The following is a 19417-nucleotide window of genomic DNA, read 5'->3' on the forward strand; positions in this document are numbered from 1 at the left end:
CCACTCCTCTTCAGCCCCGGCGGGATGGCTCTTCGGACGGATGCACGGATGCGTCCTGCAACTGCTGCTCCACCTCCGACCGGGCCTTCCGCTGGGCCTCCGACCGGATATGCTGCACGATGAACGGGTAGGCGTTGTAGGGATCGGCGATACCGACCCGCAGCAGGCGCTTGGCGATCTCCGAGACATATTGGCTGGAGATGATGACCGTCGCATCGCGGAGCACGTCGGCGACGGCCTCCGGTGTCGTCACGGTCAGGTCCCACGCCTTGCCCTTGCGCATCCCGTCCAGAAAGCCGGCCAGCGTCAGGTTTTCCCATTTGCCGAGCGCCATCTGCAGGATGCGCCCGCCGCGCGACGCGCCGTAGAGGTAGATGGGCCGGTCGCCGGGAAGGGCCGCGAAGTCCGCATCCCGGCACAGGCGCGGCAGGCGCGCGGCGAATTTCGGATCGAAGTCGAAGTAGCAGGTCACCTGCTCCGGAGGCGGCGACGGTGCGGCCGTGGCAGTGGACGGAGCGGGCGTGAGGGCTGTCAGGCGGCAAAGCCGCTCCTGCTCTGCCGCCAGCCCGGCATCCGCCCGCTCGGCGGCGCGCAGGGTGAGCAGGCCGCTGCATCCCAGGGGAGCCTGCGCGGCGACCCGATGGGCCAGGAAGGCCGCCGCCGCGCCGCCAAGCTCCGGATCGCGGCGCAGGATGGCCTTAAGACGCTCCCGCCGCACCAGCAGGCTCGCCGGATGCAGGGTAGCCGCGGTGGATGCGGGGCTGGTGGCGTCGATGGCGTCGAAGCCGATGGCGGTCGGCCGCAGTTCCGCTTGGTAAAGCTCCACCATCTCCTCCGGCAGCATCGGCTGGAGCGCCCCGCCATGGACGGCGTCGACGCCGAGGTCCTGCGCCGCGGCCAGCAGCGCCGCGACATGGTTGGGAAAGGGTCGCGCCCCGGGCGGCAGGATGCCGACCCACCCGGCCTCCGCGGCCCGCAGACCGGCCCACAGGCGGGATCCCGACGGCAGAGCGGTCGCCATCGCCAGGACGCGCAGGGAGGCAAGCCGGCGGACGAGCCTGTCCGGCACGGTCTCCCGCATGCCGTCCGGCAGGACGAGCACCACGCCGACAGGGCCGGCCGTCTGCCCGGCCACCGCTTCCAGCCGTTGGAGAGCGTCGTCCCACCCGTCCTCCTCCACCGGCAGCACCAGATCGACGGGAACCGGCGGCGCTCCGCTGCGGGCCGGCGTCAGGCCGAGCCTCGGCCGGGCGTCGGCCACGAGCTCGGGGAGGGGATCGAACAGCACCTCGAGGCTGAATTTCTCCAGGAAGATCGCCTGCGCGTCCCGCGCCATCGCCCGGCCGCGCGCCGGGTTGGCCCGCGCCCAGGCGACATGGGCGAGGATCTGCTCGGCCGTCTCCAGTTCGCCGGCGGCGGTGTCGACATAAAGGACGCTGTCGCCGAACGCCTCCATGATGAAGGGATGATGGCCGGCGATGGTCAGCGCCCCGGCGGCCGACAGTTCGAAGATGCGCATGTTCGGGATGCCGGTTTCGACATGCGGCTGAAGATGCAGGCACAGCCCCATCCCGCAGGCGTTGGCACGCTCGATCACCGAATGCCCGTCGAACGGCAACTCGCCGGCGAAGGCATCGGCCATATACTCCCACCGGTCGCGGCGGCCATGCAGCGCCAGCACGCCCTCCTTTGCCAGCAGGCTCAGCATCAGCGGAAAGCGCCTGCCGTCCCAGTTGGAGCCGATGTAGAACAGCCGGCTGTCCGGACCCAGTCTCGGTTCCAGCGCCAGTGCGGGAGAGCTGGGATACATCGGGGCGGTCAGCAGCGGGCGCGCGGTCGGCCAGAACAGGTCCGCCATCCGCCGCCGCATCCCCTCATTGGCGGTGAGCCAGCCGTCATACGACCGTTCGTTCTGGGCGAAGAAGCGGTGCGAGGCGTGAAGCTGCGGCGGGTTCCAGTCGCACGCCATGGTCAGGTGCCCGGTCAGCTTCGGCGCGACCTGGGGATGCAGCGACATGACCAGATCGGGATCGAAACTCTCGATCTCCGCCGCGCGACGGACCATGGCGGCTTCCCAGCCCTTGGCGCCCAGGGCAGACAGCATTCGCAAGGACAGTTCGCGCTCGGCCCACTCGGCATCTATGGCGAAAGGTTCGAACAGCGCGACGCGCAGCACGCCGTTGGAACGCCTGCCAGTCACCGCGCGACCCTCGCGCTGTCCGCAGCAGGAATCGCGGCGGGATGCATCGATTGCATGAACCGGGCGTGCTCTCACCTGTTGGGCCGGATCGGCGGCCGGGGAAACTGTGGGTGTACGACCATGCTCGGTGCCGGCCTGTTAATAAAAGATAAATACATGGGTCATTCCTCCGCCGCTCGTGCCGCCGTGGCAAATGAAGCCGTCGCAAACCTGGGGGCGAATGGCGGAGGGCGCTCGGATGTCAGCGAGCCAAGGGCGCGATGAAGTGGCGGGTCATGATGGAGGTGAGGGGCGAGGACGGCGCAGTGAGGCAGCACGTGATCTCTGAGGGTGAGCGTGGGGGCGGTCAACCTGTTGCGCTCCTCCACGGGCAAACCAATAGGCATGGAGAAGATGGCTCATCGTGTATCGATCGCCGCCGGTTGCACAAAACAGTTAAGAAGCGGTGCGTATGCGACGTGGCCTGATCAACTCCAGCGCGTGGCACGGCGCCCGCTCGATCAGTGACACGGCCCGCCATCGACTGGCGCACGCTATGACCGGAAACGCGCGTGCGGTATTGGTCGAACCGCGCCCGCAGATTGCCCATCTCCGCCTGGAACCGCGCCGCCGTGCCGCGCAAGGCGGCGTCCGGATGGGCCAGCAGCCGGGGATAGAGCGCGCTGTCCTCCAGCGACAGGTGGACGGCGAAGATGCCGAACAGCTCCCGTACCGTGGCGATCAGCGCCGCCGGGTCGGTTTCCACCGAGCGTGAGGCAAGCAGCGCCTCGATGCGGCCGACCAGTTGGCCGACATTGGCATGGTGGTCGCGGTAGAGCGCGGTGTTGAGGGCAATTTTGGTCATGATGCTGTCTCCAACCGGTGCCGCCCTTGATTGGGCGGCGTTGAAGCCAGCATGCCGGCGGGCGGGTCCGGCATCGTTGCGCCACCGTAAACAACTTTCCGCCAGCGTCCGTCAGTAATTCTCCCACAGCCCGGGCGTCACGAGTTCCAGCAGATTCCCGTCGGGATCGCGGAAATAGATGCTGCGCGCGCCCTTGCGCCAGGACACGTCGCCTTCGACCGCGACGTCATGGTCCGCGAGCCTTGCCAGCCAGCCATCCACCTGATCGGCCGAGATGGCGAACGCATAATGAAGCTGTCCGTTCCCGCCATGCGGAGGGATCGTCCCGCCGGGCGTGTCGAGCGGCTGGTCGGTCAGCCCCTTCTGGAACAGCAGCAGCACGCTCCGTGGTCCGACGGGATAGGCGGCGAGCCGGTCGCTCAGGGACATCGCCCGCAGGCCAACGATGCCCTCATAGAAGGCACGAGCCTTTGCAAGGTCGTCCACATAGAGGCCGGTCTCGAGCACGCCGTTCAGAGTTGGTGCAGTATCCACCATCGGAATTCCTTACAAATCTAAGGACTTAAAAATATCAGGTGGCGGATTTTATTATAAGACCGCCGGCCGGCTCAAGGAGCGATCCGACTTGAACCGGCCTGTGGCGCCCCTCACAGCAGCGGGACTGAAATTCGCCCAGGATCGCTCCAACGCCGCCAACCGCCCTCGGGCAAATGGACGGCACCGAGATGTGAGCCTCTTCGGACGGAGCGATCCCATGACCATCCTCTGCATCACCGCCGCCACGTCACTCCTCAGCCTGGGTCTGCTGGCCGGATTCGATCTCTGTGCCGCCCTGCCGTCGGATATCGCCGGGGCAAGGAGCGCCCAATCCAGCCGCCAACGGTCCGGCGAGGACATGATGGGATAGGGCCGGCCCCCGTTACGGCTGGCCGCTGCCGCCCGCGGCGCCATAGACATGGCCGGTGGTGAAGCTGGCATCCTCCGCGGCGAGCTGGACATAGATGCTGGCGAGTTCGGCCGGCTGGCCGGGACGGCCGAACGGGGTCTGGCTGCCGAACTGCTTCAGCTTCTCCTGGCTGGCGCCGCCGCTGACCTGAAGCGGGGTCCAGATCGGTCCGGGGGCCACGCCGTTGACGCGGATGCCCTTTTCCGCCAGCTGCTTGGCCAGCGACTTGACGTAGTTCATCGTCGCCGCCTTGGTCTGGGCATAGGCGTACAAATCCGGCGTCGGGTCGTAGGCCTGTTCCGACGTGGTGCCGATGATGACCGATCCCGGCGTCAGGTGGGGCAGGGCGGCCTTGATGATCCAGAAGGGGGCATAGATGTTGGTCTTCATCGTCGCGTCGAACTCCTCGCTGCTGACGTCGAGGATCGACGGAAAGGCCTGCTGGCGCGCCGCGTTGCAGACCAGGATGTCCAGCCCGCCCAGCCCGGCGACCGCATCGTCCACCAGCTTCCGGCAGAAGGCCTCGTCGCGCAGGTCGCCGGGGATCGCCACCGCCTTGCGGCCGGCCTCCTCGATCAGGGCGACGACGTCCTGGGCGTCCGGCTCCTCGGTCGGGAAATAGTTGATGGCGACGTCGGCGCCCTCGCGGGCATAGGCGATGGCGGCGGCCCGGCCCATGCCGGAATCGCCGCCGGTGATCAGCGCCCTGCGCCCCGCCAGCCGGCCGGAGCCCTTGTAGCTGGTCTCGCCATGGTCGGGCGGCGGGTCCATGTCGCGTGCCAGCCCCGGCCAGGGCTGCGACTGGCCGTTGAAGGGCGGGCGCGGATATTTGCCGCGCGGGTCCTGCGGCGTGACGGTGTCGTCCTTGCGGTCCATGGCTGTCTCCTGATCCGGCGTGTGCGAAGCGGCGATGCCTCACACACAGAACCGGGCGGGACGGGAATGGTTGCCGCAACCCTGACCTTCTGGCCCAGAGGGTGCTCAGCCGCACATGCCGCCGCAGCAGGACCCGTTGCGCCGGGCCAGCAGCCGCTCATACGCGATGCTGACCACGCCGGCCGGCGGGATCACCCCTTGCAGCAGCGCCAGCACGTCGCCCTCCAGCGTGCCGGGCGGGACGTCCGTCACCTCGCAGACCGAGGCGCCGCTGCCGTCCGGCCCCAGCCGCGCGTCGGCCGCCGCGACCGTGACGTCGCCGTTGCGGTCGACGCGCACGCGCAGGCTGGTCGCCGCCGCCCCCTCGGGCCGGGCGATGCGGACCTGCCAGACCTCGGGGCCCCGCTGGAGGTATTCCCAGGAGAATCCGGCACCGAACAGGCTGAGCAGCTGGTGGTGCAGCGGACGCGGGTCATGGTCGTTGACCAGCGAGAAGCCGTCGCCGGGCGTCAGATCCTGCACCGACGCGAAGATCAGCTGGTGGCGCTGATAGGGCGGGATGGCGCGGAGATCGAGAACCGGTTCGGCTTGGTCGGTATCGGCCTGGGCGGTTGGGGCGGTGGTGGTCGGTATCATCGTCCGTCTGGGGCATGGGGAAGCGGCAGGATCGCCATGCCCCGCTGTACCCCGGATCGCCGCTCCTCATCTTTGCTCCAGCACAAACGCCGGAGCGGATAGACCGCTTGGCAGTCCGGAAATCGGACGTTATCGATCCAGCGGAACCGCAGCTCCGTGAAACGATGAAGGGCGGCTGGAACTGTGACTGCAGCCTTGCCCCCAGCGCCGCGCGCTGGCGGACGAAAGCGCATGTTTCCTTTCATTCCGTACAATCAGTGACATACAATATCACATTGTATGTGGATGGGATTTTCCATGACTGTATGAATTTCGGCGTCGCACTGCATGCATTCAGGTTGACATTGTAGGCCTTGATGGCGCATAAGATAATGCATTGTCTGCATGCATTCCTTGCCATTGCCGCCCGAAGGAATACGCGATGTCATCCGAACAGGAGTGGACGCCTCTTCCCCCTCTCGGCACCGGCCTGCATGGTCGCTGCCCACGCTGCGGCCAGGGACACCTGTTCAGCGGCTTCCTGACGCTGCGCTCCCACTGCGAGGTCTGTGGTCTGGACTACTCCTACGCCGATCCGGCTGATGGTCCCGCCTTCTTCGTCATCTGCTTCGCCTGCATTCCCACGGTCATCCTGGCGTTCTGGATCGAGGTAAAGTTTGAGCCCCCTTACTGGGTGCATCTCGTCACGACCCTGCCGTTCCTGTTGCTGACCTGCATTCCGCCCTTGCGGCCGTTGAAGGGCTGGCTGGTGGCCAGCCAGTACTTCTACAAGGCCGAGGAAGCCCGTTTCGGTACAGCCGCGCCGACCCAGCCGCCTGCTGCCCGGCCCGCAGACGAAGATTCGCGCCCGGCCTGACTGCCGTCAGGTCCCCCTGACGATGGATGGCGTCATAGCTTGGAGATGTCCAAAATGTATGATTGGTTCCCTTTGGTCTTCTTTCCGTTCAAGATTATCGTGCTGGGCACGGGCATGTTCTTCGCCATCAAGTGGCACCACGATCAAGCGAAGAAGGAGCGGGCGAAGAAGAATAGCGAAACCAGCGGACCGTAATCGCCCGCCGCACACATCCTTGCGCCACGGTCGGGACCTCGGATATCGGAGCTTCGTTGCTATGGATGGGCGATTTCGCAACGACGCCTGTCATCACCCGATCTCTGCCGAAAGGGCCGGATGCCGATCCGCGGCGGTGAGATTGTCCAGCAGGGGACCAAGCTCCAGCCCATAGGCCTCGGCCGCTTCGCGCACCGTCATGAAGGGCGCCATGGCGCAGCCGGGGCAGGCGAGACCATGGCGCAGCAGCACCGGCACCACCGCCGGCCGGCCGCTCATCAGCGCGGCCATGGTCATATCGGCGACTTCCATATCGGCATGCTCCTGCACCGGGGACAGGCCGCCACCCTGCCTTCCCGGCAGGCCGCCGTCTTCGCGCCACCACAACCGCCTGATTAATCGAATGGGCGGCCGAATGGGCGGCGGTCACTCCCGCTTGGGCACCGGCGGCAGATCCTCGGCGATGGCGACCAGGGCATGGGGCTTGCGGATCACCACCTGCTGCCGGCCGCTCTCGACGATTCCCTGGCTTTCCCAGGCCGACAGGGTGCGGCTGACGGTGTGCAGCGTCGTCCCCGTCATCTCCGCCACATCCTGGCGCGACAGCGGAAAATCGATCTCCACCCCCGCTTCGACCCGCCGCCCGGCCTGCCGGACCAGCCGCAGCAGGGCGTGGGCGATGCGCCGTTCCACCCGTTCGGTCGCCACCTCGCGCAGGCGGTTCTGCAACTCGCGCAGCCGGCCGCCGATGATCGACAGCGCGTTGCGGGCGATCATGGGATGGCGGTCCATCAGTTCGGTCATCGCCGCGGCCGGCCAGGACAGCTCGACGCAATCGGCCACCGCGACGGCATCGGCCGGATAGAGCCCGTCGGTGAAGATCGCCAGAGTCCCGAACATCTCGCCGGGGCCGATGAAGCGCATCACCACCTGCTGCCCGTCCGGGCCGGTCTGGACGATCTTCACCCGCCCGTCGATCAGCGCATGGCCGGCCGCCGCCGGTTCCCCCTGGGTGAAGATGGCGGTGCCGCGCGGGTGCAGCCGGGGTCGCGCCAGCCCCACCGCGTCGGCCAGCGCATCGGCACCCAGCCCGGCGAACAGCGGCATGCCGCGCAGCAGGGCGGGATCGGGGGGCGGAGGCATGGCGGTCGTCCTGGCTCGCAGTGCATCACTCACGGCCATTCGTGCACGACTTTGTTGCCGGTCAAAGCGCGAAATCCAGCATGCCGCCAGAATGGCCGAACCACCCCAGCGAAAGCCCCCGCGCCATGCCCACCCCCGTCACCAGCGCCCACCGGCTGATGTATCCGGCCGCGGCCCTCTACGCCGCGCTGGCCGTCCCGCTGTGGCTGGCCCAGATCGGCGGCCTGCTGCCGCTCGGCTGGTCGCCGGCGGTCCATGGGCACGAGATGACGCTGGGCTATGCGCTGGCGGTGGTCGGCGGTTTCCTGATGACGCGGCTGTCGCGCCTGATGGCGGCGGTCGCCGTCCTGTCCTGGCTCGCCGGCCGGCTGGCCCTGCTGGCCGGGCTGCCGCCGGCAATCGCCCTGCCGCTCTGCCTCGCCTATCCCGTGCTGCTGTTCGCCGTCGCCGGCCTGCCCTTCCTGCGCACCAGCCGCAGCGGCCACAACGCCGTGTTCGGCCCGCTGATCGGCGCCTTCCTGCTTGCCGAGGCGCTGTTCCGGGCCGATGAACTGGGCCTCGTCTCAAACAGCGGCGGGCCCATCGGCCTCCTGCTGATCGCCACGCTGCTGCTGACCATGGGCGGGCGCGTCATCCCCGCCGCCACCGCCGGCGCCCTGCGCCGCCAGGGCATCACCCTGTCGCACCGGGTCCAGCCGAGGCTGGAAGCGCTCGGCATCGCCGGAGCCGCCCTCTGCCTGCTGTCGGCCGCCGCCGGCCTGCTGCCCGCGCTGGGCGCCGCCGGAGCCGCCATGGCCGGCGCGAGCGCGCTGCTGCGGCTCGCCCGCTGGAAGCCGCATCTCCTGCTGCGCCGGCCGGAGATCGCCAGCCTGCATCTCGGCTATCTCTGCCTCGGCGCCGGCTGGCTGCTGACCGCCGGCGCCACCCTGTCCGACCTGCCGCCCGCCACCGGCTGGCACCTGCTGGGGATCGGCGCACTCGGTATCCTCGCCAGCGCCATGATGATCCGCACGACCCTTCAGCGCGAGGCGGAGCCGGAACGCTTCCCGCCCGCCGCCACGGTCGCCGTCACGCTGATCGCCCTCGCGGCGACGCTGCGTGTGGCGGCGGCATGCTGGCCGTCGATGACGCTGCTGGCCGCCGCCGCGGCCTTCTGGACGCTCGGCCAGCTGCTGACCGCCGCCGTGCTGCTCACCCGGCCGCGGCGGTCACGCCGACGGCAGGACGCGCTCCAGGAAGCTTAGGCCGAGCTGCGCCCCGGCGGCGGTGATGGTGTGGGGCATGCCGCGCAGCAGATGCTCCTCCACCGCAAAGCCGGCGGAGCGGAGATGCGCCGCGGCGGCCTGCACCACGGCGGGCGGCATGATGCTGTCCGCCGCCCCGCCGACCATCAGGACCGGCGGCCGCCGTCCCGCCCCGTCCGGTGCCGGAACCGGTGCCGCGATGCGGCCGGCGAAGGCGAGGACCGCGCCGCATCGCTCCGGGGCGGTCATGGCGAGATGCAGCGCCATGATGCTGCCCTGGCTGAAGCCGGCCAGCGCCACGTCGGCCGGGGCGACGCCGGCCCGCAGCCGCTCGGCCTCGATCATCTCCACCAGGACGGGCAGGGCGGCGGCGACGCGGGCGGGGCGGTTCTCCTCCGTCACGCCGGCGATGCTGAACCATTGATGCCCGTTGCCCATGTCGAACGGCTGCGGCGCGTCCGGCGCCACGAAGGCGGTGCCGGGCAGCGCCTGCCGCCAGGACTGGGCGAGCGGCATCAGGTCGGCGCCGGACGACCCGACGCCATGCAGCAGGATGACCAGCCGCCGCGCCGCGCCCCCGGAGGCCGGGGCCAGGCGCAGGACATTGTCGGAGCCATCTGCGGTGCTGGTCATGGAAAGCGTCCTTCCTGTCGTCGCCGTGTCACGCCCGCTGCCAGATGCCCTTGCCCGGCAGCCGGTCGCGGTCATGCGGGCGGTCGAAGTCCAGCGCCGGTCCCTTCGGCACGATCAGCGTCGGGTTGATCGCCGGGTTGGTGTAGTAGCCGGCCTTGATGTCGCCGATCCTCACCGTGTCGCGGATGCCCGGCCACTGGTACAGCTCGCGCAGGTAAGCCGACAGGTTCGGGTAATCCTCGATCCGCCGCAGGTTGCACTTGAAGGCGCCGTGATAGGCGGCGTCGAAGCGCACCAGCGTCACGAACAGGCGCCAGTCGGCCTCGGTCAGATGGACCCCGGCCAGATAGCGGCTGGCCGCCAGATGCTCCTCCAGCCGGTCGAGCGTGGCGAACAGCCCGTCGAACGCCTCGTCGTAGCTGGCCTGCGACTTGGCGAAGCCGCAGCGGTAGACGCCGTTGTTGACGCTGGCATAGACCAGATCGTTCCAGCGGTCGATCTCCGGCCGCAGCGGCTCGGGATAGAGGTCCAGCCGGTTGCCGGTCAGCCCATCGAAGGCGCCGTTCAGGATGCGGATGATGTCCGCCGACTCGTTGTTGACGATGCGGCCTTCCTGCCGGTCCCACAGCACCGGCACCGACACCTTGCCGGTGTAGGTCGGGTCGCTCGCCGTATAGAGGCTGTAATGGTGGCGGAAGCGGCCGATGCGCGGCCCGCCGTCCTGCACCTCGCCATAGACCCAGCCGTCCTCGCCCAGCACCGGCTCGGCGATCGACAGGCCGATCACCCCCTCCAGCCCCTTCAGCACGCGGAAGATCAGCGTGCGCGAGGCCCAGGGGCACAGGTAGGAGACATAGAGGTGATAGCGCCCGGCCACCGCCGGCAGGGTGGGGTGCCCCTCCGCATCCGGCGCCCCATCGGGCGTGATCCAGTCGCGGAAGCGGGTCGGCTCGCGGTGGAAGGCACCGCCCTTGATCTCGCTGGCCGCGATGTCGCCCTTCACCCAGACGCCGTTCACAAGCTGCGGCATCGCGGTCCCTCCCTTCCAGTCAGCACATAGGCGAAGGGGCCGGCGAACCGGCCCCTTCCACTCCAACAGCCGGAAGCTGTCGACGATCAGGACCGGCGATCAGGACTTGACCGCTTCGACCTCGATCAGCAGCTGGATGTCGTCGCCGATGGCCGGGGCGCCGTACTTCATGCCGAAATCGGTGCGCTTGACCGTGCCGCGGGCGGAGAAGCCGGCGGTCTCCAGCTTGCTGGCCGGGCTGACGCCGTCCTTGTTGAAGGTGATGTCCAGAACCACCGGCTTGGTCACGCCCAGCATGGTCAGGTCGCCATGCAGCTTGCCGGTCTTGTCGCCGGTCTTCTCGATCTTCGTGCTCTTGAAGGTCATCTTCGGGAACTCCTTCGCATTGAAGAAGTCCGGCGAGCGCAGGTGCTCGTCACGCTTGGCATGGTTGGTGTCGACGCTGGCGGTGTCGATGGTGACGTTCACCACGCTCTTCTCGACGGCGTCCTTGTCGAAGGTCACGTCGCCGCCGACCGTGTTGAAGCGGCCGATCACGTTGGAGAAGGCGACATGGTTGACGATGAAGGCGACGGCCGTGTGCGCCGGATCGATCTTGTAGCTGACCGGGGCGGCGAAGGCGGGGGCAACCGCACCGATGGCGGTCGCGGCGAACAGGGCGGCGGCAAACAGGGTCTTCTTCATGAACGCAACTCCGGGGAAAGGCAGGATTGAATGGAGGAAAGGGAGGATCAGTAGGGCGAGGCTTCGCCACCGGTCAGCGCATAGGCCGCACCGATGGCGACCAGCGCCGGAAGGACCGCGACCACCGTGACGGCGGCCGCCGAAGCGGCGCGGCCGATCAGGCCGTCGCCCTGGGGGAGAAAGCGGCGGACATGGCCGGCCAGCAATGCCGGCAGGGCCAGCAGCAGCACCGCGGCCTGGGTCTGGGTGAACAGGGCCAGCACGGCGGCCAGCAGCACGGCGATGCCGGTGGCGACCCGGCCCGACAGGCCCCAGCCATGGCGCTCCACCGGCCAGTTCCACAGCAGGAAGGCGCCGGCCGACGCCGCCAGCGCCAGCGCCATCTGGGCGATGGAGGCCGACGAGCCGATCAGCGCCGTGCCGCCGACGGCAAGCGCCAGGGCCAGCAGCGAGGCGGCCGGCGCCGTCGGGCTTCCGCCCCCCTCGGAACCGCCCCCCTCGGAACCATGGGTTTCCGAACCGCGGGCAAAAGCGACACAGGCTGCCGTGCCCAGCAGGATGACCAGGGTGACGACCGCCACCGCGGAATCGAGGGCGGGCAGCGCGATCCACAGCAGCGAGGCGGCCAGCCAGACCGCCAGCACCGCCGAAGCAACCCGGCCGCGCACGCCGGCCGCATCGGCGGCGGCGCCCAGCAGCAATCCGACGGCCGAGGCCCAGAACAGCTTGCCCATGCTGGACGGCGGCGGCAGGGCCGGCAGGCCGATGACCATGGCGAAGACGACCAGGAAACCGGCGGCGATGCCGGCCGCTGCCAGCGAACGGCGCAGCAGGTGCAGGGCGCCGACCAGGATCAGGCCGGCCAGCAGCGGCAGCACGCTGGATTGGACGAAGGGATCTTGAAGCAGCTCGGACATCAGGGGAAAGCCGGGTCTCGTAAGGGCCGCGCAGGTCGCGCTTGGTCGGGACCCTAACCTGTGCTCTGGTAAGCGCGAATTGGGGAGATTTGCAAAAAGCATATGCAGGAATGAGCGGGAATAAATGATAGGTGGCAGCAACTGGGATGATCTTCGCTATCTGCTGGCAGTGGCGCGGCACGGCTCGCTGTCGGCGGCGGCGCGCGTGCTGGGAGTGAATCACAGCACCGTCCTGCGCCGGGTGACCGCGCTGGAGGAGGCGATGGGCGCCCGTCTGTTCGACAAGCTGCCCGGCGGCTATGTGCTGACCGCGGCCGGCGACGAGATGCAGCGGGTGGCGCAGAAGATGGAGGAGGATCTGGCCGCCGCCAACCGGCTGCTGTCCGGCCGCGACACCCGGATCAGCGGCAGCCTGCGCGTGACCACCGTCGACATCCTGACCCTTTACGTCCTGCCGCGCCACATCGCCGCCTTCCGCCGCCGCCATCCCGACCTGCGGGTCGATCTGGTGGCGGCGGAGGCCTCGCTCAGCCTGACCCGGCGCGAGGCCGACGTGGCGATCCGCGCCACCAGCAGCCCGCCGGAAAATCTGGTCGGCCGCGCCGTGTCGGGCCTCGCCTTCGCCGTTTACGGTGCCGCCGCCTATCTGGACGCGACGGACGGCGCGGGCGATCCCGACCGCCACCCCTGGGTCGGGCTGGACGAGTCCTTCGACCACACCAACCTCGCCCTCTGGATGAAGCAGATGGTGCCGGCCGGCTCGGTCCGTTACCGCGTCAATTCGGTGGCCGGCGTGGTGGAGGCGGTACGGGCCGGGGTCGGCCTCGGCCTGCTGCCCTGCGGGGTGGTGGACCGCGACCCCGCCTTCCGCCGCATCGGCGACCCGGTGCAGGAGGCCGACGCCAAGCTCTGGCTGCTAACCCACGAGGATCTGCGCCACATGGGCCGCGTCCGCGCCTTCCTCGACTTCATGGCCGACGCCCTGACCCGCGACCGCGACCTGCTGGAGGGGCGGTGTCCGCTCCCCCTCTCCGCCCCAGGCTCCCTCTCCCCCCCGGGGAGAGGGTCGGGGTGAGGGGGAGGCACTGCGTGACTTTCCGAGAATCCTCGCCACGCATCCCCCTCACCCTAACCCTCTCCCCGGGGGGGAGAGGGGACACCGCCGGCACCACGAGCCGCAGCCATCCCATAGCCCGCCCGCTGTGCTCCCCGCCGCCTCGTAGACCAGGTGAACTGCGGATCGTCGACGATCAGGTGCCGGTGGTCCGACAGCCGGTTGCGCTCCAGCCAGCCGACCGTCGCCTCCAGCTCCGACAGCGTCATTTCGGAACGCGCCTTCTTCATCAGCCGCTTCAGCACGGCGTTGTAGATGTGGTAGCCGGTCGGCCCCTCGGCGACGAGGTTGTTGTCCTCGTCCTCGATCACCTGGGCGGCGACCAGCTGGCCGATCCGCTGGCGCAGGTGATGCTCCGCCGCACTCGGCGTCAGCGGCAACTCGCCCGGATCGCGCGACTGCGCCCCGAAATCCGGCCCCGGCGCCACCACCGCAAAGCTCAGCGCCGTGGCGTTGGATTCCAGCGGGATGATCTCCGGCTCCCGCTCCGAAGACCGCTCGAACGAAAGCTCCTGCTGCGGCCTTCGCGTCTTCACCATGGCGCGGGTGCCCTGCTGGGTCTCCACCATGGTGCGGAACTGCTCGAACAGCACGTCGGAGGGGTGGTAGACCAGCGCCCGCTGCCGGTCGTAGGGGCCGCCATGCGGATCCACCCGCGTCGCCCGCGCGATCGCCTGTTCCAGCCAGGGGCGCGAGCGGATGTGCGTCAGGCAGGCGACATGGGTGATCGACGGCGCGTCCAGCCCCTCATAGGCCATGGCGACGGAGACCAGCACCGCCGGTTCCGGCCGCAGCCGGAAGGCGGCCACCACCTCCTGCGCGTCGCGGCACTCCGAGATGGCGAGCCGCACCATGCGGCCGGCCTGCGCCTTCGGCATCCAGCCTTGCAGCGTCTCCAGATAGAAGCGCGCCGTCTCCTGGTCGGGCGCGATCACCAGCAGCTTGCCCAGCCCGGCATCGTCACGCCCCGCCGGCAGCTTCAGCTCCGCCCGCCGTTTCGCCCGATGCTCCCGGCAGGAGCGGTAGGCCTCGCGCAGCATCGCCTGGGCGAAGCCGGTGCGCAGCGCGGTGAACAGGGCGTCGCGCGTGTTTTCCCCCGCCTTGGACAGGGCATCGACCCAGCGGTTGGTCCGCTCGGCATCCAGCCAGGAGGCCGACCCGTCCATCGCCCCGAAGGTCACCGGCAGGATCGCCTTCTCCGCCAGCGCCTGCCGGCGGGAGTAGCCGACCACCGCCCATCCCGGCGCCTTGAAGTCGATCTCCCGCACCTTCCGCGTCCCCTGCGGCGCCCGGTAGGGCAGCCACAGGATCGGCCGCCCGTCGGCGCGCTCCAGCGTCCCGCTCATCAGCAGCCGGGCCGACGCATTCTCCAGCAGCGGCAGGATCGACCGGCTCCACGCCGTCTCCTCCTCCACCGCCGCCATCCGGTCGGTGTCGAACACCGCCGGCAGATGATGCAGCTCGTCGACCGCCAGCAGATAGCGGTGGCGGCGGAACTCCTGAAGATGCAGGTCGGGCGCGGCGGCGACCGCCTGATAGGTGGTGACGTAGCCCTGCAACCCGCGGCAGAGGTCGCGCCCGTTCTCCGCCGCGCGTAGCGCGATAGTGTGTCCCAACAGCTCGCGCCAGCGCGGATCGACGAAGGCCTCCTCCGCCTGCTGGCGCAGGCTGTCGCGCGGCACGATCCAGCACACCCGGTCGATCCGCCCCGCCTTGTGCAGCGCCGCCGCCATGATCACCGGCAGCAGCGATTTCCCCCCGCCGGGCGTCACCGCCGCCAGAACGTCGCGAACCTCCGTCTGCTGCTGGCCGATGGCGTTGGCGATGGCGCTGACCAGTTGCTGATGGGTTCTCAGCTGCGGCATTCCACCCTGCTTGCTGTGGCACGAGGGAGGAGCAAGCCTAAATTCCCGCGAGTCCCCCGGTCATCGGTGCAATCGAAGGTGTCGAATCCCATCGGGAGTAGCGCAGTCTCCAGTCGGGGCCGGCAATTCGCGCCACCTAAGCCCAATGATGGCCCGCCCACGCCGCATACTGACGTACGCACCTGAAATTTTGCACCTGCGAACCGGTCCGATCCGGCGTTTGATCGGCCAAAAGTAAGAAGCAGAGCCGTCCCTCATATTTTGAGTTGCGCACCTCAAAATGCCGGCATATGGTTCGCGCCATGAACAATCAAGCCAGCGATGCACCCCTGACCTTGCGCGACGTGGCGGCTGCGGCCGGCGTCAGCCTTGCGACCGCCGACCGGGTGGTCAACGGGCGGCCCGGCGTCAGCGCCAAGACCGCGCGCAAGGTGCATGAGGCGGTGCAGCGGCTGGGCTTCCGTCCCCTGGCGGCGGCGGCGGAGCTGGCGCGGGCGCGGTCCTGGCGCTTCGCCGTCATCCTGCCCGGCGGCGGCAACCGCTTCATGATGGACATCGCCGACAACATCCGCGCCCAGGCCGACTGGTTCCGCGCCCGCCGCATCGGGGTGGAGATCGTCGAGGCCGACGTGTTCGACGCCGACACCCTGGCGGCGGAGCTGGCCACCCTGCCGGGCCGCTTCGACGGTGTGGCGCTGGTGGCGCTCGACCATCCGCGCATCCGCGCCGCCATCGACGATCTGGTCGAGGGCGGCATGGCGGTGGTGACCCTGGTGTCCGACGCCCCGTCCTCGCGGCGCCAGCATTATGTCGGCATCGACAACATCGCCGCCGGCCGCACCGCCGGATCGCTGGTCGGCCGTTTCCTCGGTCCCCCGCGCGCCGGAGAGCCGGGTGGCGCCGTCGGCATCATCACCGGATCGGGCAGCCTGCGCGACCATGCCGAACGCCGCTTCGGCTTCGGGCAGGTGCTGGCGGAGGAATATCCCCACCTGACCCGCCTGAACCCGGTGGAGGGGCGCGACGATCCGGAGCGCAACCGCGATCTGGTCCGCCGCATGCTGGCCGACACGCCCGATCTGGTGGCGATCTACAACACCGGCGAAGGCTCCGTCGGCATCGGCGAGGCGCTGGCCGAGGCCGGTCTCACCCGCAAGATCCTCTGCGTCGGGCACGAGCTGACACCGGCCACCCGCCGCATGCTGCTGGACGGCACCTTCGCCGCCCTGGTCGCCCAGGATCCGGGGCACGAGGTGCGCTCGATGGCGCGGGTGCTCCACGCCCTGGTCGCGGGCCAGGAGATCGTCGCGGCGCAGGAACATATCCGGGTCCAGGTCATCCTGCGCGACAACCTGCCCTGAAAGACATCAAAGCCCCGACATCAAAGCCCGAAGGGCATCAGAAAGGTCGACAGTCATGTTTCTCGGGATCGACATCGGCACGTCCAGCGTCAAGGCGGTTCTGACCGACGCCGACGGTGCCGTCGCCGGCAGCGCGTCCCGCCCCTGCACCGTCTCCCGCCCCCATCCCCTGTGGTCGGAGCAGGAGCCGGAGGACTGGGTCGCCGCCGCCGTCGCCGCGGTGGACGAGCTGGCCGAACGCCGGCCAGCGGATCTCGCCGGCGTGCTCGGCATCGGCTTCTCCGGCCAGATGCATGGCGCGGTTCTGCTGGGCGCCGACAACCGGGTGCTGCGCCCCGCCATCCTGTGGAACGACGGCCGCTCCCACCGCCAATGCGCGACGCTGGAGGAAACGCTCCCGACGCTGCGGGCGATCAGCGGCAACATCGCCATGCCCGGCTTCACCGCCCCCAAACTGCTGTGGGTGGCGGAGGAGGAGCCGGAGACCTTCGCAGCACTCGCCAAGGTGCTGCTGCCCAAGGCCTATGTCCGCTGGCGCTTCACTGGTGCCATGGTGGAGGAGATGTCGGACGCCTCCGGCACGCTGTGGTTGGACGTGGGCCGGCGCGACTGGTCGGACGATCTGCTCGCCGCCACCCGCATGACCCGCGCCCATATGCCCGATCTGGCCGAAGGCTCCGACGCCGTCGCCCAGCTGTCGCCCGAACTGGCTCGCCGCTGGGGCATGAAAACGCCGCCGCTGGTGGCGGGTGGGGCAGGGGACTGCGCCGCCAGCGCCGTCGGCCTCGGCGCCATCACGCCGGGCGATGGCTTCCTCAGCCTCGGCACCTCCGGCGTGGTGTGGCGGACGACCGACCGTTTCCTGCCCAACCCGGCGATGGCGGTCCATGCCTTCTGCCATGCGCTGCCCGGCGTCTGGCACCAGATGGGCGTCATGCTGTCCTCGGCCGCCTCGCTGGCCTGGGCCGCCTCCACCCTCGGCGCGCCGGAGGCGGAGCTGCTGGCCCCGCTCGGCGACGCCGTCGACGGCCCCTCGCCGGTCGCCTTCCTGCCCTATCTGTCGGGCGAGCGCACCCCCCACAACGACGCCACCGTCCGCGGCCTGTTCGCCGGCCTGTCGGCGGAGACCACGCGCGACGCGATGGTCCAGGCGGTGCTGGAGGGCGTCGCCTTCGCCTCCCGCGACAACCTCGTCGCACTGGGGGAGGGCGCCCCCACGGTGTTCGACCTTGCCGGCGGCGGTTCCCGCTCCCGGCTGTGGGCGCGGATCTGCGCCGACGCGCTCGGCGTCACCATCCACCGCATCGAGGACGGCGAGGTCGGCGCGGCCTTGGGCGCCGCCCATCTCGGCCGCATGGCGGCGACGGGGGAATCCCCCGCCACCGTCTGCCGCAAGCCCCGCCGTCTTGAGACCTTCACCCCCGATCCGGCCCGCGCCGAAGCGTACAGCCAGGCCTGGCTGCGCTGGCGCCGGCTCTACCCCCTTGCCAAGGAGTTCGCGTCTTGAGCACCGCCTCTTTCTTCGGCGACCTGTCCCCCGTGGCCTATCGCGGGCCGGACAGCCGCGACCCGCTGTCCTACCGCTGGTACGACAAGGACCGCGTGGTGCTGGGCAAGCGGATGGAGGACCATCTGCGGCTGGCCGCCTGCTACTGGCACAGCTTCTGCTGGCCGGGCGGCGACCCCTTCGGCGGCGAGACCTTCCTGCGCCCGTGGATGCGCCCCGGCCTTGACCCGATGCAGGCGGCGCGCGCCAAGGCCGACGTCGCCTTCGAGATGTTCCGCCTGCTCGACATCCCCTTCTTCTGCTTCCACGACCTCGATGCCGCCCCGGAAGGCGCCACGCTGGTCGAGACCGTCGACAACCTGAAGGCCGTCACCGAGCTGTTCGCGGCGAAGATGGAGACCGCCAAGGTCCGGCTGCTGTGGGGCACCGCCAACCTGTTCTCCCACCGCCGCTACATGGCCGGTGCGGCGACCAACCCGGACCCGGACGTCTTCCTCTATGCCTGCGGTCAGGTCCGCGCGGCGCTGGAGGCCACCCATGCGCTGGGCGGCGCCAACTACGTCATGTGGGGCGGCCGCGAGGGCTATGAGACCCTGCTGAACACCGACCTGAAGCGCGAGCTGGACCAGATGGGCCGCTTCCTGGCGATGGTGGTGGAGCACAAGCACAAGATCGGCTTCGACGGCCCGATCCTGATCGAACCGAAGCCGCGCGAGCCGACCAAGCACCAGTACGACTTCGACGTCGCCACCGTCTACGGCTTCCTGGAGCGTTACGACCTGCTGGCCGACGTCCGGGTGAACATCGAGCAGAACCACGCCATCCTCGCCGGCCACAGCTTCCAGCACGAGGTGGGTCTGGCGCTGGCGCTGGGCATCTTCGGCTCGCTCGACATGAACCGCGGCGACGGGCTGCTGGGCTGGGACACCGACCAGTTCGCCAACGACATCGGCGAGCTGACCGTGGTCATGCACGACATCCTGAAGGGCGGCGGCTTCACCACCGGCGGCCTGAATTTCGACGCCAAGATCCGCCGCCAGTCGCTCGACCCGGCGGACCTGCTGCACGGCCACATCGGCGGCATCGACTCTTGCGCCCGCGCCCTGCTGCAGGCGGCACAGATGCTGGAGGACGGCGCCCTGACCAGGCCGCTGGCCGAGCGCTACGCCGGCTGGGACGGCGCCGAAGGTCAGGCGATCCTGTCCGGCCAGCGCGACCTCGCCACGCTCGCCGACCGGGCGCTGTCCACCGGCGTCAACCCCCAGCCGCGCTCCGGCCGGCAGGAATATCTGGAGAACATCGTCAACCGTTACGTTTGAACCATCAACAACATCCCCTCTCCCCCCCGGGGAGAGGGTTAGGGTGA

General features: G+C 69.5%; 20 protein-coding genes. 8 read left to right on the plus strand and 12 right to left on the minus strand.

Annotation, left to right across the window (positions count from 1 at the left end; translation table 11 throughout):
- Nucleotides 1-10: 10 nt before the first annotated feature.
- The 3 genes from J2848_RS33950 to J2848_RS33960 all read right to left on the minus strand — a co-directional run bounded on the left by J2848_RS33950 (nucleotide 11) and on the right by J2848_RS33960 (nucleotide 3581).
- Nucleotides 11-2200 (minus strand): glycosyltransferase family protein, encoded by a 2190-nt coding sequence (locus J2848_RS33950; protein WP_170307309.1) that lies wholly within the window; start codon nucleotides 2198-2200, stop codon nucleotides 11-13.
- A 346-nt stretch (nucleotides 2201-2546) separates the two neighbouring features.
- Nucleotides 2547-3044, minus strand: coding sequence for a hemerythrin domain-containing protein (locus J2848_RS33955; protein WP_149235541.1), 498 nt, complete (start codon nucleotides 3042-3044; stop codon nucleotides 2547-2549).
- A 111-nt stretch (nucleotides 3045-3155) separates the two neighbouring features.
- Complete coding sequence (locus tag J2848_RS33960; protein ID WP_149235542.1) at nucleotides 3156-3581, minus strand: VOC family protein; 426 nt, start codon at nucleotides 3579-3581, stop codon at nucleotides 3156-3158.
- A 217-nt stretch (nucleotides 3582-3798) separates the two neighbouring features.
- Here J2848_RS33960 and J2848_RS33965 point away from each other — a divergent pair, with 217 nt between their 5' ends.
- Nucleotides 3799-3951 (plus strand): hypothetical protein, encoded by a 153-nt coding sequence (locus J2848_RS33965; RefSeq protein ID WP_170307310.1) that lies wholly within the window; start codon nucleotides 3799-3801, stop codon nucleotides 3949-3951.
- Nucleotides 3952-3963: 12 nt separating this feature from the next.
- On the opposite strand, the gene J2848_RS33970 is transcribed toward J2848_RS33965, so the two are convergent.
- Complete coding sequence (locus J2848_RS33970) at nucleotides 3964-4866, minus strand: SDR family oxidoreductase (RefSeq protein ID WP_149235543.1); 903 nt, start codon at nucleotides 4864-4866, stop codon at nucleotides 3964-3966.
- A 105-nt stretch (nucleotides 4867-4971) separates the two neighbouring features.
- Nucleotides 4972-5502 (minus strand): DUF2249 domain-containing protein, encoded by a 531-nt coding sequence (locus J2848_RS33975; protein WP_149235544.1) that lies wholly within the window; start codon nucleotides 5500-5502, stop codon nucleotides 4972-4974.
- Between the two features lie 421 nt (nucleotides 5503-5923).
- On the opposite strand from J2848_RS33975, the gene J2848_RS33980 reads away from it, so the two are divergent.
- Both J2848_RS33980 and J2848_RS33985 read left to right on the plus strand, forming a co-directional pair.
- Nucleotides 5924-6358 carry a DUF983 domain-containing protein gene (locus J2848_RS33980; RefSeq protein ID WP_149235545.1) on the plus strand — a complete coding sequence of 145 codons (435 nt, stop codon included), beginning with the start codon at nucleotides 5924-5926 and terminating at the stop codon, nucleotides 6356-6358.
- A gap of 54 nt (nucleotides 6359-6412) precedes the next feature.
- Nucleotides 6413-6553, plus strand: a complete 141-nt coding sequence (locus tag J2848_RS33985) for a hypothetical protein (RefSeq protein ID WP_170307311.1) — start codon at nucleotides 6413-6415, stop codon at nucleotides 6551-6553.
- A gap of 93 nt (nucleotides 6554-6646) precedes the next feature.
- On the opposite strand, the gene J2848_RS33990 is transcribed toward J2848_RS33985, so the two are convergent.
- Together J2848_RS33990 and J2848_RS33995 are read right to left on the minus strand one after the other, a co-directional pair.
- Nucleotides 6647-6865, minus strand: coding sequence for a DUF1858 domain-containing protein (locus tag J2848_RS33990; protein ID WP_149235546.1), 219 nt, complete (start codon nucleotides 6863-6865; stop codon nucleotides 6647-6649).
- Nucleotides 6866-6979: 114 nt separating this feature from the next.
- The gene (locus J2848_RS33995; protein ID WP_149235547.1) at nucleotides 6980-7696 is read right to left on the minus strand and encodes a Crp/Fnr family transcriptional regulator; all 717 of its coding nucleotides are present in this window, start codon (nucleotides 7694-7696) and stop codon (nucleotides 6980-6982) included.
- Nucleotides 7697-7776: 80 nt separating this feature from the next.
- On the opposite strand from J2848_RS33995, the gene J2848_RS34000 reads away from it, so the two are divergent.
- Entirely contained in the window at nucleotides 7777-8940 is a 1164-nt protein-coding gene (locus tag J2848_RS34000; protein ID WP_246194516.1) for an NnrS family protein, read from the plus strand.
- Here the strand turns inward: J2848_RS34000 and J2848_RS34005 are convergent.
- The 4 genes from J2848_RS34005 to J2848_RS34020 form a co-directional block, all read right to left on the minus strand.
- Nucleotides 8905-9573 (minus strand): alpha/beta hydrolase, encoded by a 669-nt coding sequence (locus J2848_RS34005; RefSeq protein ID WP_149235548.1) that lies wholly within the window; start codon nucleotides 9571-9573, stop codon nucleotides 8905-8907. The two genes, J2848_RS34000 and J2848_RS34005, sit on opposite strands and share 36 nt — an antisense overlap.
- A gap of 28 nt (nucleotides 9574-9601) precedes the next feature.
- Nucleotides 9602-10603 carry a glutathione S-transferase family protein gene (locus J2848_RS34010; protein WP_149235549.1) on the minus strand — a complete coding sequence of 334 codons (1002 nt, stop codon included), beginning with the start codon at nucleotides 10601-10603 and terminating at the stop codon, nucleotides 9602-9604.
- A 99-nt stretch (nucleotides 10604-10702) separates the two neighbouring features.
- A complete protein-coding gene (locus J2848_RS34015; RefSeq protein ID WP_149235550.1) occupies nucleotides 10703-11287 on the minus strand; it encodes a YceI family protein in 585 nt (194 codons plus the stop codon).
- A 47-nt stretch (nucleotides 11288-11334) separates the two neighbouring features.
- Complete coding sequence (locus tag J2848_RS34020; RefSeq protein WP_149235551.1) at nucleotides 11335-12204, minus strand: hypothetical protein; 870 nt, start codon at nucleotides 12202-12204, stop codon at nucleotides 11335-11337.
- A 124-nt stretch (nucleotides 12205-12328) separates the two neighbouring features.
- On the opposite strand from J2848_RS34020, the gene J2848_RS34025 reads away from it, so the two are divergent.
- Nucleotides 12329-13279, plus strand: a complete 951-nt coding sequence (locus J2848_RS34025; RefSeq protein WP_253568822.1) for a LysR family transcriptional regulator — start codon at nucleotides 12329-12331, stop codon at nucleotides 13277-13279.
- Between the two features lie 53 nt (nucleotides 13280-13332).
- Here the strand turns inward: J2848_RS34025 and J2848_RS36070 are convergent, their stop codons facing one another.
- Nucleotides 13333-15183 (minus strand): DEAD/DEAH box helicase, encoded by a 1851-nt coding sequence (locus tag J2848_RS36070; protein ID WP_149235665.1) that lies wholly within the window; start codon nucleotides 15181-15183, stop codon nucleotides 13333-13335.
- Nucleotides 15184-15485: 302 nt separating this feature from the next.
- Here J2848_RS36070 and J2848_RS34035 point away from each other — a divergent pair, with 302 nt between their 5' ends.
- The 3 genes from J2848_RS34035 to xylA are packed head-to-tail and all read left to right on the plus strand — an operon-like array spanning nucleotide 15486 to nucleotide 19370.
- Nucleotides 15486-16544: a LacI family DNA-binding transcriptional regulator gene (locus J2848_RS34035; RefSeq protein WP_149235666.1), complete on the plus strand. Its 1059-nt coding sequence runs from the start codon at nucleotides 15486-15488 to the stop codon at nucleotides 16542-16544.
- Between the two features lie 55 nt (nucleotides 16545-16599).
- Entirely contained in the window at nucleotides 16600-18051 is a 1452-nt protein-coding gene (gene xylB, locus J2848_RS34040) for a xylulokinase (protein ID WP_149235667.1), read from the plus strand.
- Nucleotides 18048-19370, plus strand: a complete 1323-nt coding sequence (gene xylA / locus J2848_RS34045; protein WP_149235668.1) for a xylose isomerase — start codon at nucleotides 18048-18050, stop codon at nucleotides 19368-19370. Before xylB ends, xylA begins: the two co-directional genes overlap by 4 nt.
- Nucleotides 19371-19417 lie beyond the last annotated feature (47 nt).

It is taken from the genome of Azospirillum lipoferum (assembly GCF_024170005.1).
Lineage (GTDB): Bacteria > Pseudomonadota > Alphaproteobacteria > Azospirillales > Azospirillaceae > Azospirillum > Azospirillum lipoferum.